The organism is Salinivibrio sp. IB872 (assembly GCF_001995345.1).
GTDB lineage: Bacteria > Pseudomonadota > Gammaproteobacteria > Enterobacterales > Vibrionaceae > Salinivibrio > Salinivibrio proteolyticus.
This window is the reverse complement of sequence record NZ_MUFO01000016.1, coordinates 42,334-56,030: the sequence shown is the minus strand read 5'-3', so window position 1 is coordinate 56,030 and position 13,697 is coordinate 42,334. Positions and strand designations below refer to the sequence as shown.

At 47.7% G+C, this 13,697-nt stretch carries 14 protein-coding genes; 5 read left to right on the top strand and 9 right to left on the bottom strand.

Annotated elements, in window-relative coordinates; genetic code table 11:
- Positions 1-56 precede the first annotated feature (56 nt).
- The 5 genes from BZJ18_RS08620 to thrS form a co-directional block, all read right to left on the bottom strand.
- Positions 57-467: a hypothetical protein gene (locus BZJ18_RS08620; protein WP_077456125.1), complete on the bottom strand. Its 411-nt coding sequence runs from the start codon at positions 465-467 to the stop codon at positions 57-59.
- A 255-nt stretch (positions 468-722) separates the two neighbouring features.
- The gene (gene rplT, locus BZJ18_RS08615) at positions 723-1,076 is read right to left on the bottom strand and encodes a 50S ribosomal protein L20 (protein ID WP_069587639.1); all 354 of its coding nucleotides are present in this window, start codon (positions 1,074-1,076) and stop codon (positions 723-725) included.
- A 38-nt stretch (positions 1,077-1,114) separates the two neighbouring features.
- Positions 1,115-1,309 carry a 50S ribosomal protein L35 gene (gene rpmI / locus BZJ18_RS08610; RefSeq protein WP_069587638.1) on the bottom strand — a complete coding sequence of 65 codons (195 nt, stop codon included), beginning with the start codon at positions 1,307-1,309 and terminating at the stop codon, positions 1,115-1,117.
- 95 nt (positions 1,310-1,404) lie between these two features.
- Positions 1,405-1,950, bottom strand: coding sequence for a translation initiation factor IF-3 (gene infC, locus BZJ18_RS08605; RefSeq protein ID WP_069587637.1), 546 nt, complete (start codon positions 1,948-1,950; stop codon positions 1,405-1,407).
- A gap of 3 nt (positions 1,951-1,953) precedes the next feature.
- On the bottom strand, positions 1,954-3,882 hold the full coding sequence (gene thrS / locus BZJ18_RS08600) for a threonine--tRNA ligase (protein ID WP_077456124.1): 1,929 nt from the start codon (positions 3,880-3,882) through the stop codon (positions 1,954-1,956).
- 252 nt (positions 3,883-4,134) lie between these two features.
- Here thrS and hutC point away from each other — a divergent pair, with 252 nt between their 5' ends.
- The 5 genes from hutC to BZJ18_RS08575 all read left to right on the top strand — a co-directional run bounded on the left by hutC (position 4,135) and on the right by BZJ18_RS08575 (position 11,232).
- Positions 4,135-4,839, top strand: a complete 705-nt coding sequence (hutC, locus tag BZJ18_RS08595; RefSeq protein ID WP_077456123.1) for a histidine utilization repressor — start codon at positions 4,135-4,137, stop codon at positions 4,837-4,839.
- Positions 4,840-4,943: 104 nt separating this feature from the next.
- On the top strand, positions 4,944-6,920 hold the full coding sequence (hutI, locus tag BZJ18_RS17690; protein WP_077456122.1) for an imidazolonepropionase: 1,977 nt from the start codon (positions 4,944-4,946) through the stop codon (positions 6,918-6,920).
- 2 nt (positions 6,921-6,922) lie between these two features.
- Positions 6,923-8,611 carry a urocanate hydratase gene (gene hutU, locus BZJ18_RS08585; protein ID WP_077456121.1) on the top strand — a complete coding sequence of 563 codons (1,689 nt, stop codon included), beginning with the start codon at positions 6,923-6,925 and terminating at the stop codon, positions 8,609-8,611.
- Between the two features lie 10 nt (positions 8,612-8,621).
- Entirely contained in the window at positions 8,622-10,160 is a 1,539-nt protein-coding gene (gene hutH, locus BZJ18_RS08580; protein WP_077456120.1) for a histidine ammonia-lyase, read from the top strand.
- A gap of 199 nt (positions 10,161-10,359) precedes the next feature.
- Entirely contained in the window at positions 10,360-11,232 is an 873-nt protein-coding gene (locus tag BZJ18_RS08575; RefSeq protein ID WP_077456119.1) for a fructosamine kinase family protein, read from the top strand.
- A gap of 43 nt (positions 11,233-11,275) precedes the next feature.
- On the opposite strand, the gene srlR is transcribed toward BZJ18_RS08575, so the two are convergent.
- The 4 genes from srlR to BZJ18_RS08555 form a co-directional block, all read right to left on the bottom strand.
- Complete coding sequence (gene srlR, locus BZJ18_RS08570; protein ID WP_077456118.1) at positions 11,276-12,043, bottom strand: glucitol operon DNA-binding transcriptional repressor SrlR; 768 nt, start codon at positions 12,041-12,043, stop codon at positions 11,276-11,278.
- A 73-nt stretch (positions 12,044-12,116) separates the two neighbouring features.
- Positions 12,117-12,470 carry a transcriptional regulator GutM gene (locus BZJ18_RS08565; RefSeq protein WP_077456117.1) on the bottom strand — a complete coding sequence of 118 codons (354 nt, stop codon included), beginning with the start codon at positions 12,468-12,470 and terminating at the stop codon, positions 12,117-12,119.
- 54 nt (positions 12,471-12,524) lie between these two features.
- The gene (gene srlD, locus BZJ18_RS08560) at positions 12,525-13,304 is read right to left on the bottom strand and encodes a sorbitol-6-phosphate dehydrogenase (RefSeq protein ID WP_077456116.1); all 780 of its coding nucleotides are present in this window, start codon (positions 13,302-13,304) and stop codon (positions 12,525-12,527) included.
- An 18-nt stretch (positions 13,305-13,322) separates the two neighbouring features.
- Positions 13,323-13,688: a PTS glucitol/sorbitol transporter subunit IIA gene (locus BZJ18_RS08555; protein WP_077456115.1), complete on the bottom strand. Its 366-nt coding sequence runs from the start codon at positions 13,686-13,688 to the stop codon at positions 13,323-13,325.
- Positions 13,689-13,697: the final 9 nt, after the last annotated feature.

Here is a 13,697-nt window from a genome sequence, read left to right as displayed (position 1 = left end):
GTCTATGTAAATCTTTAGCATTGATGAGTAGTCCTCCTAGCTCCGAAAATCTGTCATTAACGGCGCGCTTTCACTGCTTCTGCATACAACGCTTTTACTCCATCTCCTAGAACTTCGATTTGAACATCGTCAAAAATCGCCGCATCAAGATATTGCTGTGTTCCTTTCGGCGTGAGCTTTATCGCACCAGCAGGCTTGTTACCGTACATTTTGATATAACGATACATGAGTCCAATCTGCTGGAATAAACCCATGCTGTATTGGGTCATACTCATCACAATCAGCCGACCACCAGGTTTTAATACTCGCTTTGATTCAAGTAGTGCTGCTACCTCAAGTACTACCCCGAGGCTGTCTAACTCAGCAAGTCTCGATTTCACTGTGTCTATAATGGCCTGCCCAACAACGTAGGTATTTCTCTGCTCGAAGCTATCAGAAAATGCTTCCCACTTATTTACAGTTATCATGCCATTACCCTTCTAACCAAGGCCGGAGGCAGATGAAGATTTAATAGCTCAACAAAGCGTCAGTGAAACTTTGCCTACTTAAAGTGCGAAGGCATTATGCAACTTATTATCTAAGCAATATACCACGGTATTTTAGTGAGATGGCGTACCCATCACTCATTTTAATATGCACGAAGTGCAATTATCTAGACACACATCAATAACAAAAAAGGAGAGCCGAAGCTCTCCTTTCTCAGCAATTCTTTACTGTAAAAATTACAGTGAAGCTTTCGCTTTTTCTACCAGCACAGAGAATGCTGCTTTGTCATATACCGCGATATCGGCAAGGATCTTACGATCGATTTCGATAGATGCCTTTTTAAGACCGTTAATCAGACGGCTGTATGACATACCGTTTTGGCGAGCCGCAGCGTTGATACGTGCGATCCACAGTTGACGGAATTGGCGTTTCTTCTGGCGACGGTCACGGTAAGCATATTGACCAGCTTTCGTTACCGCCTGAAAAGCTACGCGGTATACGCGTGAACGCGCACCATAGTAGCCTTTCGCTTGCTTCATTACACTCTTGTGACGTGCACGAGCTTGTACACCACGTTTTACGCGAGCCATTGTGTCTCTCCTAAACTAAATAAACTAAAACTAAAAACTTATGCGTATGGCAGCATGCGAGCTACTTGCGCGGTTTCGCACGCTGGTAGGATCGCGTTTGGACGCAGCTGACGCTTGTTCTTAGTAGTACGCTTAGTCAGGATGTGACGTTTGGTTGCGCGCTTGTACTTGAAGCCACCAGCAGTTTTCTTGAAACGCTTAGCAGCACCTTTGTTGGATTTCATCTTAGACATGATGAATAACTCCGCATTGTGTTAATAACATAGCAATTTGGCGAACAAAACGGCCGCACCTTTCGGCGCAGCCGATCGTTACTTGGAAGCCAAAATTACTTCTTCTTAGGGGCAAGAACCATGATCATTTGACGGCCTTCGATGCGTGAAGGGAAGCTTTCTACTGAAGCGATTTCAGCAGTGTCTTCTTTCAAGCGGTTCAGCACGTCAACACCGATGCTCTGGTGCGCCATTTCGCGACCACGGAATCGGATTGTAACCTTGACCTTGTTACCCTCCTCAATGAAGCGAACCAGGTTGCGTAGTTTTACCTGATAGTCGCCTACATCTGTACCAGGACGGAATTTAACTTCCTTAACCTGAATAGTCTTTTGTTTTTTCTTCTGCTCTTTCGCAGCTTTACTCTTCTCGTAAAGGAATTTGCCGTAATCCATAATACGACAAACCGGCGGCTCAGCGTTCGGACTGATCTCGACCAAATCTAAGCTTTCAGCTTCCGCTTTCGCAAGCGCTTCATCAAAGGGTACGATACCGAGTTGTTCGCCGCTGTCATCAGACAATCGAACTTCTTTGACACCACGAATTTCGTTGTTTAGACGATGAGCGTTCTTCTTTGCCGGGGCTTTTCTTGCGCCTTTAATACCTTATTCCTCCACAATATTGAGTGTTCGATCTTGCACTTCTTGCTTCAATTGAGCTAAGAAATCATCAATCTTGAATTTRCCCAAATCTTTACCTTTACGGGTCCGTACTGCGATTTCACCAGCTTCCATTTCTTGGTCACCACAAACCAGCATATACGGAACACGCTTCAGAGTGTGTTCGCGGATTTTAAAGCCAATCTTCTCGTTTCTCAAGTCCGCAGATGCTCTAAATCCAGCTTTTTGCAGTTTTTTCGCAATCTCTTGCACATAATCAGCTTGGTTATCCGTGATATTCATCACAACCGCTTGCTGTGGTGCGAGCCATGCAGGGAAGTGTCCTGCGTATTCTTCAATAAGAATACCGATGAAACGTTCCAATGAGCCCAAGATAGCGCGGTGGATCATCACTGGCGTATGGCGTTCGTTATCTTCGCCGACATAAGTGGCGCTCAAACGCTCTGGTAGGGCAAAATCGAGTTGCACCGTACCACACTGCCAAGCGCGATCGAGGCAGTCATGCAAAGTAAACTCAATTTTCGGACCATAGAACGCGCCCTCACCTTCTTGAACTTCAAATGGAATATCCATTGAAGTCAGTGCTTGGTTTAAGGCCTCTTCGGCACGATCCCACATTTCTTCTGAGCCAACACGCATTTCAGGACGTGTAGACAGTTTGACTTCAATGTTCTCAAAGCCAAATGTTTTGTAGGTATCGTAAACCATTTCGATACACGCACTTACCTCTTGCTGTACCTGCTCAGGCGTACAGAAGATGTGGGCATCGTCTTGGGTAAAGCCACGCACACGCATGAGACCGTGCAGTGCACCTGAGGGCTCATTTCGGTGGCAGCTACCAAATTCCGCCATACGCAATGGCAGATCGCGATATGACTTCAAGCCTTGGTTAAAGATCTGCACGTGACCAGGGCAGTTCATTGGCTTGAGTGCATATTCACGGTTTTCAGAGTTAGTGGTAAACATGTAGTCAGCGTACTTGTCCCAGTGACCAGAACGTTCCCACAAGATACGGTCCATGATTAATGGGCCTTTAACTTCCTGATAATCGTACTCAGTCAGTTTGTCGCGAATAAATTGCTCAAGCTCACGGAAGATCGTCCAGCCATTGTGATGCCAGAATACCATCCCAGGCGCTTCTTGCTGCATATGGTACAGGTCAAGTTGCTTACCCAGTTTACGGTGATCGCGCTTCGCGGCTTCTTCGAGACGCACTAGGTGTGCTTTAAGTTGCTTTTTATCCGCAAATGCTGTGCCGTAAATACGCTGCAGCATTTTGTTGTCGCTGTTACCACGCCAGTACGCGCCAGCTACGTTCAAAATTTTGAAGTTCTGACAAAAGCTCATATTTGGTACGTGTGGGCCACGACACATATCAATGTATTCTTCGTGGTGGTACAAGCCTGGACGGTCGTCGCGTGATACATTCTCATCCAAGATTTCCATCTTGTATGACTCACCGCGCGCTTCAAACGTATCGCGAGCTTCTTGCCAGCTGACGTTTTTCTTCACAACTTGATATTTGGTTTTTGCCAGCTCTTTCATGCGTTTTTCAATCGCATCGAGATCGTCTTGAGTCAACGACCGCTCAAGATCGATATCGTAATAAAAACCATTGTCGATGGTTGGACCAATCGCCATTTTGGTTTCTGGGAAAAGCTGCTTAATCGCGTGACCTAACAAGTGGRCACACGAGTGACGGATGATTTCTAAACCGTCTTCATCTTTCGCAGTAATGATTTCTAGCTGTGCGTCAGTTTCAATAAGGTCGCAAGCGTCAACACGCACGCCATCTACACGACCGGCAATACACGCTTTGGCAAGGCCTGGGCCAATATCACTGGCAACATCAAAAGTAGAAACGGGGTGGTCAAAAGCACGCTGACTGCCGTCAGGGAGGGTAATTACAGGCATTGATAACAATCCTTCTCAGTGGTGCCACACACCAAGTGGCACATGAATGTATTTCACGGTTTGAGAATAACCGCGCAGAATAAGTAAGCTTCGATTATGAAGATACCGCTTTTGTGATGCAAGTCATCCCCTAAATTAATTCCCTTTTCTTTTCGTCCTTATTAACCCATTTGTGCCTGCCAGTCACTTGATTTTGTTATAAACTTCATCAATGCTCATTTGTATACACAATAAATAACGAAAGGATCACGTATGGCCAAAGCGCCCCGCTTTCAGCAAATCAAAGAYTACATCGTAAATAAGATTGAGCAGCAAGTGTGGCCTGTGGGCGCGCGTATTCCTACTGAGCATGAGCTTTGCGCGCAATTTAATGTAAGTCGCATGACAGTAAATAAAGCGGTACGCGATTTGGTGACCGAAGGCCGGCTAGAGCGTACACCGCGACTAGGCACATTTGTTACGCAACCTAAAGCAGAATCGCCGCTAATGGATATCCGCAACATTGCTGATGAAGTAACGGCGCGAGGCCAAACCTATCGTAGTGATATTCGCACCCTAAAACGGATATCGGCCTCTGCAGATGTCGCGATGCGCCTCGGTGTCATGCTTGGCACGGACGTCTTTTTTAGTGAGATAGTGCACTACGCCGATAATGTCCCTCTGCAGCTAGAGCAACGGTGGGTTAATCCTGCATTGGCCCCCGATTATCTGCATCAAGACTTTAGTCAACACACGCCCAACGAGTACCTGTCGCAGGTATGTCCAGTAAATACCATTGAACACACGGTAGAAGCGATCATTGCCTCGGATTCGGTCCGTCAGGCGCTAGCGATGAAAGCCGACGAGCCGTGCTTGTTGCTGCATAGGAGAACATGGAGCCAACAAACATTGGTCAGTGCGGCACTACTCTACCATCCCGGCACCCGTTACAAGCTGACTTCACGCACCGATCGATAATTAGATCGATTCGATCACAAAACCTTTACATCCCCTCTTGTGCCCAACCACTTATTTGTCTATACATTTGTATAGACATTTAAAGAGGTAGTAAGGCATCACCGATGAGAAAGGTATATACCCACGCCAAATTAGTGACTATGGCCACCGATGTTTATGCATCTGACGGTTACAGCTGCCAAGACAACCAATCTATCGCRGTTGAAGACGGCAAGATTGTCGCCCTTGGACACGACGCTGAAGTGCTGGATTGGCCCTCCCAATCACTGAATGGCAAGTTAGTGACGCCGGGGTTCATCGATAGCCATACCCATTTAGTTTTTGCAGGTAACCGCGCCGGCGAGTTTGAACAGCGCTTAAACGGTGTGCCATATCAAACCATTGCTGCTCAAGGTGGTGGCATTCTGTCGACAGTAAAAGCGACACGAGCAGCCAGTGAGGCAACCTTATTGGAACTGGCTCTACCGCGCGCCAATGCGTTGATACGTGACGGCGTCACAACAATTGAAATCAAATCCGGTTATGGGCTCACGTTAGAAGACGAGCTCAAAATGCTACGTGTCGCGAAATCGATAGACCAACACTTACCGGTCAATGTATCAACGACGCTATTGGCCGCACATGCACTGCCACCTGAATACCGTAATGATGCAGATAGCTACATTGATTTTGTCTGCCACACCATGATTCCGGCTGCGGCAGAACAACAACTGGCAGATGCTGTTGATGTGTTCTGCGAGAATATCGCGTTCAGTGTCGAGCAGGCAGAGCGTGTTTTCGCCGCCGCCAACGCTCATGGCTTAAAAATAAAAGCACATACCGAACAACTTAGCGATCTGGGTGGCAGTGTCGCTGCGGCCAAAGCAGGCGCTTTATCCGTGGATCATATTGAGTATTTGTCAGAGGCCGATATGCAAGTCCTCGCTGAATACGATACCGTTGCGACGCTGCTACCCGGTGCGTTTTACTTTTTGCGCGAAACACAGCAACCTCCTATTGACGCTCTTCGTGAAAACCGCGTCCCTATTGCGCTTGCCACCGACTTTAACCCCGGCACTTCGCCGTTTGCGTCACTCACGTTGAATATGTCGCTCTGGCAAGGACGTACCGATCCTGAAGATGGCGAGCGCGGCCTGCGTTTGCATCAACATATTCAAGCACTGAGTGACGAGAGTCCGAGAGCCGGGACTGTCTTATTTGGCTTTGCGTGTGATGAAGGTGTCGCGCGCAATAAAGGCCGCCAAGGCGCGGCGCTTGCACCCGATGCGATCCGTCAAGCACTCGCGAACCTCGCTTGGCATCAATGCCCACCATTATTTGATGGTGGCACTATCGCCTGTGACGACGGTGACCTTATATTAGCACAGCAAAGCCTAAGCGCACAGATTGCGAATGCCCTTCCCCACCATAATGTACTGACATTGGGTGGCGGGCATGAAACGGCGTGGGCAAGCTTTCAAGGCTTATCCAGTTATTTATCGCGCCACTTATCTGAAAACAACCAACGCGCTCCTAAAATTGGCATTATCAATTTTGATGCGCACTTTGACTTGCGTACGCCCCAAGGGCTGAGTCAGGAAGGTAGCTCAGGGACGCCCTTTGCACAAATTGCACAGTTTTGCCAACAACGAGACTGGCCATTCCATTATGCTTGCTTAGGCGTCAGCCGTACCAGCAATACCCAAGCCTTATTTGATAAAGCAGAGCAGCTTAATTGTTGGGTCGAAGAAGACACCCAGATGCACACTGACGCACTGCCGGCACTCAAAACCAAGCTCACCCAATTTATCCAAGGGTGTGATTATCTCTATCTCACTCTCGACATGGATGTTTTCCCAGCCGCAAGTGCACCCGGCGTTAGTGCGCCTGCCGCTTATGGTGTGCCCGTTCATGTCATCGAGCCTTTGCTCCAACATATCTTTACCGATGCCCACCAGCAGGCCATTCGTATTCCTGTGTGTGACATCACCGAAGTGAACCCAAACTATGACCGCGACCAACAAACCAGCCGCCTTGCCGCACGCATGGCATGGTCAATGTTGCATGCATCGCCAACCCGTATCGACAATCAAGGAGAGTAACCATGACGGATCCACGTTTTGACTCACGGACCATCCAAGCACCAACGGGTACGAAACTAAACGCTAAAAGTTGGCTGACCGAAGCGCCTTTGCGTATGTTGATGAATAACTTACATCCAGATGTCGCCGAACATCCGCATGGACTGGTGGTTTACGGAGGTATTGGTCGAGCCGCACGCAACTGGCAATGCTATGACAAGATTGTCGAGGTGCTAAAGCGCCTGGAAGATAACCAAACTTTACTCGTGCAATCCGGTAAACCCGTTGGAGTCTTTACCACTCATAAAGATGCACCTCGTGTTCTGATTGCCAACTCAAACTTGGTGCCTCATTGGGCAAATTGGGAACACTTTAACGAGCTCGATAAGCAAGGCCTGATGATGTACGGCCAGATGACTGCAGGAAGCTGGATCTACATTGGCTCGCAGGGCATTGTGCAAGGCACTTACGAAACCTTTGTTGCGGTTGCTAAAAAGCACTTTGGCGGCGAAGCCAAGGGACGTTGGATCTTAACGGGGGGTCTGGGTGGCATGGGTGGCGCTCAGCCACTTGCTGCAACCATGGCGGGTTTCTCGATGATTGCGGTTGAGTGTGACGAAAGCCGTATTGATTATCGCCTGCGCACCGGCTACGTCGATCGCAAAGCAACGTCACTCGATGAAGCGCTCGGAATGATTGAAGACGCCAAACAGTCCGGTAAGCCCGTCTCTGTCGGTCTATTAGCCAATGCTGCCGATATCTTCCCAGAACTGGTAGCACGAAACATCATCCCTGATGTAGTTACCGATCAAACGTCAGCGCACGACCCACTGAACGGCTACTTGCCACAAGGCTGGACGATGGAGCAAGCCGTCGCACAACGAAAAGAAAACGAATCTGAGGTCGTCAAAGCGGCAAAAGCATCGATGGCAGTACAAGTTAAAGCCATGCTTGAACTCCAATCTCGCGGCGCGGCAACTCTAGATTACGGCAATAATATTCGCCAAATGGCATTAGAAGTGGGCGTTGAAAATGCGTTCGATTTTCCGGGCTTTGTCCCTGCGTATATTCGTCCTCTGTTCTGTGAAGGTATTGGGCCATTCCGCTGGGCAGCATTATCCGGCGATCCCGAAGATATCTATAAAACTGACCAAAAAGTAAAAGAGCTGATCCCCGATGATCCGCACCTACACAACTGGCTAGATATGGCAAAAGAGCGTATTCAATTCCAAGGGTTACCTGCGCGCATTTGTTGGGTCGGCCTTAAAGATCGGGCACGCTTGGCGTTGGCTTTCAATGAGATGGTAAAAAATGGCGAACTCAAAGCGCCTATCGTGATCGGCCGAGACCATCTGGATTCTGGCTCGGTTGCCAGCCCTAACCGTGAAACCGAGGGTATGATGGATGGCTCTGATGCTGTCTCTGATTGGCCTTTGCTCAACGCGCTACTTAATACCGCATCAGGCGCGACCTGGGTGTCACTTCACCACGGTGGTGGCGTCGGCATGGGCTTCTCGCAACATTCAGGCGTCGTGATTGTCTGTGATGGTACAGATGACGCCCATGCACGTATTGGTCGTGTGCTCCATAACGACCCTGCAACCGGAGTGATGCGCCACGCTGACGCGGGGTATGACATCGCGATTAATTGTGCCAAAGAACAGAACCTAGATTTACCGCTGCTGGATATTCCTAACCAGCCGCTGCGCTAAGGAGAGCAAAATGACCACATTGACGTTACAACCGGGCGAGCTCACGCTTGCCCAGCTACGCCAAGTGAGCCGTGAACCGGTAAAAATTGCATTTGCAGATGACATTGAAGCCACCATGAAAGCAAGCACAGACACAGTTGCAGAGGTCCTTGATCAAGGACGTGTGGTTTATGGCATCAACACCGGGTTTGGCTTGCTTGCCAACACCCGTATCGAACTTGATGATTTGGAAACACTGCAGCGCTCCATCGTATTATCTCACGCAGCTGGCATTGGCGAGTTTATGGACGATGCCACAGTACGATTGATGATCGTGCTCAAAATTGCCAGCCTTGCGCGCGGCTATTCGGGTATTCGTTTTAGCGTCGTCGAAGCGTTGGCAGCACTGATTAATCATGAAGTATATCCCTGTATTCCCAAGAAAGGCTCTGTTGGCGCTTCAGGCGACCTCGCACCTTTGGCGCATATGAGTACTGTTTTATTGGGTGAAGGCCAAGCACGCTACAAAGRCGAAGTGATCTCAGGTGAAGCCGCGCTCAAAATTGCCGGACTGTCCCCGATCACGCTTGGGCCTAAAGAGGGCCTTGCGCTACTTAACGGTACGCAAGCATCCACGGCATTTGCACTAGAAGGCTTGTTTGAAGCCGAAGATTTGTATGCTGCCGCCACTGTGTGTGGTGCCCTATCCGTCGAAGCGGCATTGGGAAGTCGCCGGCCGTTTGATCCTCGCATTCATGCTGTGCGTGGACATCAGACGCAAATGGATGCCGCCGCTGCCTATCGTCATCTACTGGGTGAAACCAGTGAAATTGGCGATAGCCACCAAAACTGTGAAAAAGTACAAGACCCATACTCGCTGCGCTGTCAGCCGCAAGTGATGGGCGCGTGTTTACAGCAAATTCGCCACGCTGCCGACGTATTGACCACCGAAGCCAATGCAGTATCTGATAATCCTTTGGTTTTCCCAGAAGATGGTGACATCCTCTCTGGGGGCAATTTCCATGCCGAGCCGGTGGCGATGGCAGCGGATAACCTCGCGTTAGCCATTGCCGAGATTGGCAGCTTATCTGAACGTCGTATGGCCCTGCTTATCGATAGCAACCTCAGCAAGCTGCCTGCATTTTTGGTTAACAATGGTGGCGTTAACTCGGGCTTTATGATCGCGCAAGTCACCGCCGCCGCGCTTGCAAGCGAAAACAAAACCTTAGCGCACCCAGCCTCGATTGACAGCTTGCCCACATCGGCCAACCAAGAAGATCATGTATCTATGGCTACCTTTGCCGCCCGTCGCCTCAAAGACATGAGCAGTAATACACGTGGGATCCTCGCCGTTGAGTTGCTTTCTGCTTGCCAAGGTATCGACTTCCGAGCACCGCTGAAAAGCTCAGAGAAATTGGAGCAGGCGAAGGCGGAGCTACGTGGCGTCGTGCCTTTTTACGACAAGGACCGTTACTTTGCCCCTGATATTGAAAAAGCAAATGCACTCCTCCAAACAGGCACCTACAATCGTTTGATGCCTGCTGGCGCGTTGCCAAGTTTGCATCAATGATTTGCGCGTTATCTACATAATCTAACCATGAGTGAAACGGCCCTGTCCTAACGAATCGTGTTAACACACGCAGAACTAAGGATTTGGGTCGTTTTTTATATAAAGTGTCGCCATCTCCACAGATATTGGGCGAAATCATAGGCTAATATATAACCAATCGCTGTTACTTCCCCCTGACCTCGATGTAACGGAGTCGCTTATGTGGCATGCACTGTCGGTTCACCTTTCAGATCAACTCAATATTGATTTTGAAATCACAGAAAAAACGCCGGTTTCTGGCGGTGATATTCACGACGCTTATTGTGTCAGTGACGATAAAGCACAGCGGTTCTTCGTTAAAATTAATGAACGCGAATGCCTACCCGTTTTTGAGGCCGAAGCAGAAGCACTGCGACAACTGGCTATCAGTGAACAAATACAAGTGCCACAGGTCCATTATGTTGGCCCGGTGAAAGATCAAGCGGCATTAGTATTAAGTTATCTCCCGATTAAACCTCTCGATGACACCCAAGCCTATCTACTGGGCCAACACCTCGCTCGCCATCACCGTTGGGGCGAACAGGTTGAATATGGGTTTGATGATGATAACTACATCGGCATGACGGAGCAGCGTAACTGCTGGCACCGCAAATGGTGTCAGTTTTTTGCTGAGCAACGGATTGGCTGGCAGTTGCAACTTGCTGCCGAAAAAGGCCTCCATTTCGGCGACATCGAAGCCATCATTCAAGGGGTAAAACTCGCTTTAGCGGGCCACTCTCCCAAGCCATCTCTGTTACATGGTGATTTATGGCATGGCAATGCCGGATTATCGGTGAACGGCCCAGTCGTCTTCGATCCTGCCAGTTACTGGGGCGATCGTGAAACCGATATCGCACTGACGGAGCTGTTCGGCGGCTTCCCCGAAAGTTTCTACAATGGTTATCACGCCGAATGGCCGTTAGATGAAGGCTACCAACGGCGCAAAGACATTTATAACCTTTATCACGTACTCAACCACGTAAACCTATTCGGCGGCGCTTATTTAACGAAAACAGAGCAGTTGCTAGATAAGCTATTTTTAGGAAGCCAATAGGTTGAGGTTTATAGTAAACGTTGCTTTCCTTTAGGTAACTTAACTAGACAATGCGTACGTCTATGCCCTGCTGTGTCAACGTTTTAACATGCTCTGGATCGATGCCAGAATCCGTGATCAGCACGTCTATTTGGTTAATCGGTACAACCACATTAGGGCTACGTCGACCAAACTTACTCGAATCAGTAACAACAATGATGGTCCCTGCTGCCTGACACATAGCCTGGCTCACTTGGTAAGCTTCATTATATGTCGTGGTACCTTGAGTAAGATCGAAGCCATCAGCGCCAATAAATAGTTTATCAAACGAGAATTTCTGAAATGCCTGCTCTGCGAGAGCACCGTGGAACGAGGCTGATTTGTGCCGATATGTTCCTCCTGGCATCAAAACAGTATGCGGCGACTCAAGTTCAGCGATAGCGTTCACAATATGAATGCTATTTGTCATGATCGTGAGTTCTAAAACATGTTGAAGATGGCTTACCATTTGTAGTGTGGTGCTACCACAGTCAAGGATAATAGACTCCCCATCCTGAACCAGTCCCGACGCAGTCTGCGCAATAAGAGACTTATGCTCAAGGTTTAAGGTTTGCTTGATATCCATCGGCCAATCCTCATTGCTGTGAGGAAATGTTGCAGCTTCAGCCGCGCCATAGCGGCGAATCACCAAGCCGTCTTCTTCCAACGATCGGAGATCACTCCTGATTGTTGCGCCCGAGGTGTCAAACGTAGACGCGAGTTGATTGACTGACGTTTTACCATTAGCCTTGAGAAATTCTAGCAATCTCTCTCTTCTTTTATCCAAATTCATTACATCATCCACCTTTTGATATACTTACTACTGTAAACACATAGCTTTCAGAATGAAAGATGTAAAAATCGAATCATCTAAGGTTTGCGACACTTATCGCCTCTTGAAGCGGCGAGCTTAGTTGCGATAACACGTTGTTTGATAAAGGAAGAGACTGGCCGATAAGACACGGTTTACGCTTTGGGCGAGAGAAAATTGAAACGCCACTCATGTAAGCAAAATCAACAATCTTTTCATCGTCGCCTGTCACGAGAATAACGACCGTTCTAGGCTTCCATCGACTTTTCGTCCGTCCAATTCTAACACTTCCTTTTCGAGACAATTCCCTTAATATTTGGTTAAACGCTCTTACTTGAAAATAGCCAAAACTAATTTGAAGCCCCCATGCGACTATCGCCACATAAATCATCGACCAAGTAGTATCCATAACGCTCCTTAAAGTAAAGGGGCCTTCCACCCCTTTATTTTTAAAATCATCAAATTAAAACATAACTTGTCCACCAGTTATGTTAATGGATTGCCCCGTGCAATAGGACGCTTCATCACTGGCATAGAATTTAAGCACATTTAGAACATCTTGATAATCACAACCGGATTTCAAAGGCACTTTATCGATATATATCTGTTCGACATCCGCCTCATCAACATTCAGCTTTTTGGCATATTGTGGAATAAGCGACTGAAACATTGGACTTTTAAGTAAATTACCCAACATTAAAGAGTGAACAGTGACACCGTGTTCAGCTAAGTCAAGTGCTAAAGACTGGGTAAGTCCAACTCCACCAAATTTGGCAGCAGAGTATCCACTATTGTGCTTAGACCCTACCTTTCCTGACTTAGAGTTGATTTGTATAATACGTCCACCACGGCCTTCTCTTATCATTATCTTAGAGACTTCTCTTGCGCACAAGAAATACCCAGTCAAATTAACATTGATTGATAGTTGCCAGTCTGAAAACTCAAAACTATCAATCTTAGATGCGGTTGCCACACCAGCATTATATACTAAAAGATCAATGCGACCGACAAGGGAGTCGACTCGCTCGACCATTTCTTTAACGCTAGATTCATTGGTCGCATCAACACCGATGCCAAAGGCAGTTTCGTCGCCATACTCTTGGCTAATTTCCTTGCTAACACTAATGGCGTTCTTTTCATTTAAGTCAGCAACGATTACACGGTAACCATCATCGGCTAATCCTCGGCTAATAAACTCACCCAATGTTTGGCCACCACCGACAACTAATGCTACTTTACTCATAAATACCTCTAGACAACTCTAGTTAATATAAAATGTAATTTCATCGCCACATACGATATTATCAGGTCGATTACCTTCGACATGTACACAACCTGGAAACTCTGCAGAATGTTCACCATCAAAGCGAATCGTTATATGACCTAACTCACTTAAGTTTTTATTCACAACATCGCCCACTGCTGTGATAGAAAATGAGCGATCTGAAATCTTTAATGTATTACCTGGTTTAATCTCACCTTTCAATTGATCATGACAATGAATAAAGCAATAGTCTTTTACTTCCTCGGGAGCAATGTTAGAAAATAGAATCATCATATTCTCTTCTAACGCGTCGCTAGCAAACTCGCCGAGACTTTCTATTCTTACTTGATATAAAGCTGACATACGCCCCTC

What these genes read in the sequence shown, in the direction of transcription:
- srlR (WP_077456118.1), bottom strand. Translation starts at nt 12,043, where the DNA reads ATGAATTTGGATAAAAGAAGAGAGAGATTGCTAGAATTTCTCAAGGCT.
- rpmI (WP_069587638.1), bottom strand. Translation starts at nt 1,309, where the DNA reads ATGTCTAAGATGAAATCCAACAAAGGTGCTGCTAAGCGTTTCAAGAAA.
- hutU (WP_077456121.1), top strand. Translation starts at nt 6,923, where the DNA reads ATGACGGATCCACGTTTTGACTCACGGACCATCCAAGCACCAACGGGT.
- srlD (WP_077456116.1), bottom strand. Translation starts at nt 13,304, where the DNA reads ATGAGTAAAGTAGCATTAGTTGTCGGTGGTGGCCAAACATTGGGTGAG.
- BZJ18_RS08575 (WP_077456119.1), top strand. Translation starts at nt 10,360, where the DNA reads ATGTGGCATGCACTGTCGGTTCACCTTTCAGATCAACTCAATATTGAT.
- BZJ18_RS08565 (WP_077456117.1), bottom strand. Translation starts at nt 12,470, where the DNA reads ATGGATACTACTTGGTCGATGATTTATGTGGCGATAGTCGCATGGGGG.
- BZJ18_RS08555 (WP_077456115.1), bottom strand. Translation starts at nt 13,688, where the DNA reads ATGTCAGCTTTATATCAAGTAAGAATAGAAAGTCTCGGCGAGTTTGCT.
- rplT (WP_069587639.1), bottom strand. Translation starts at nt 1,076, where the DNA reads ATGGCTCGCGTAAAACGTGGTGTACAAGCTCGTGCACGTCACAAGAGT.
- BZJ18_RS08620 (WP_077456125.1), bottom strand. Translation starts at nt 467, where the DNA reads ATGATAACTGTAAATAAGTGGGAAGCATTTTCTGATAGCTTCGAGCAG.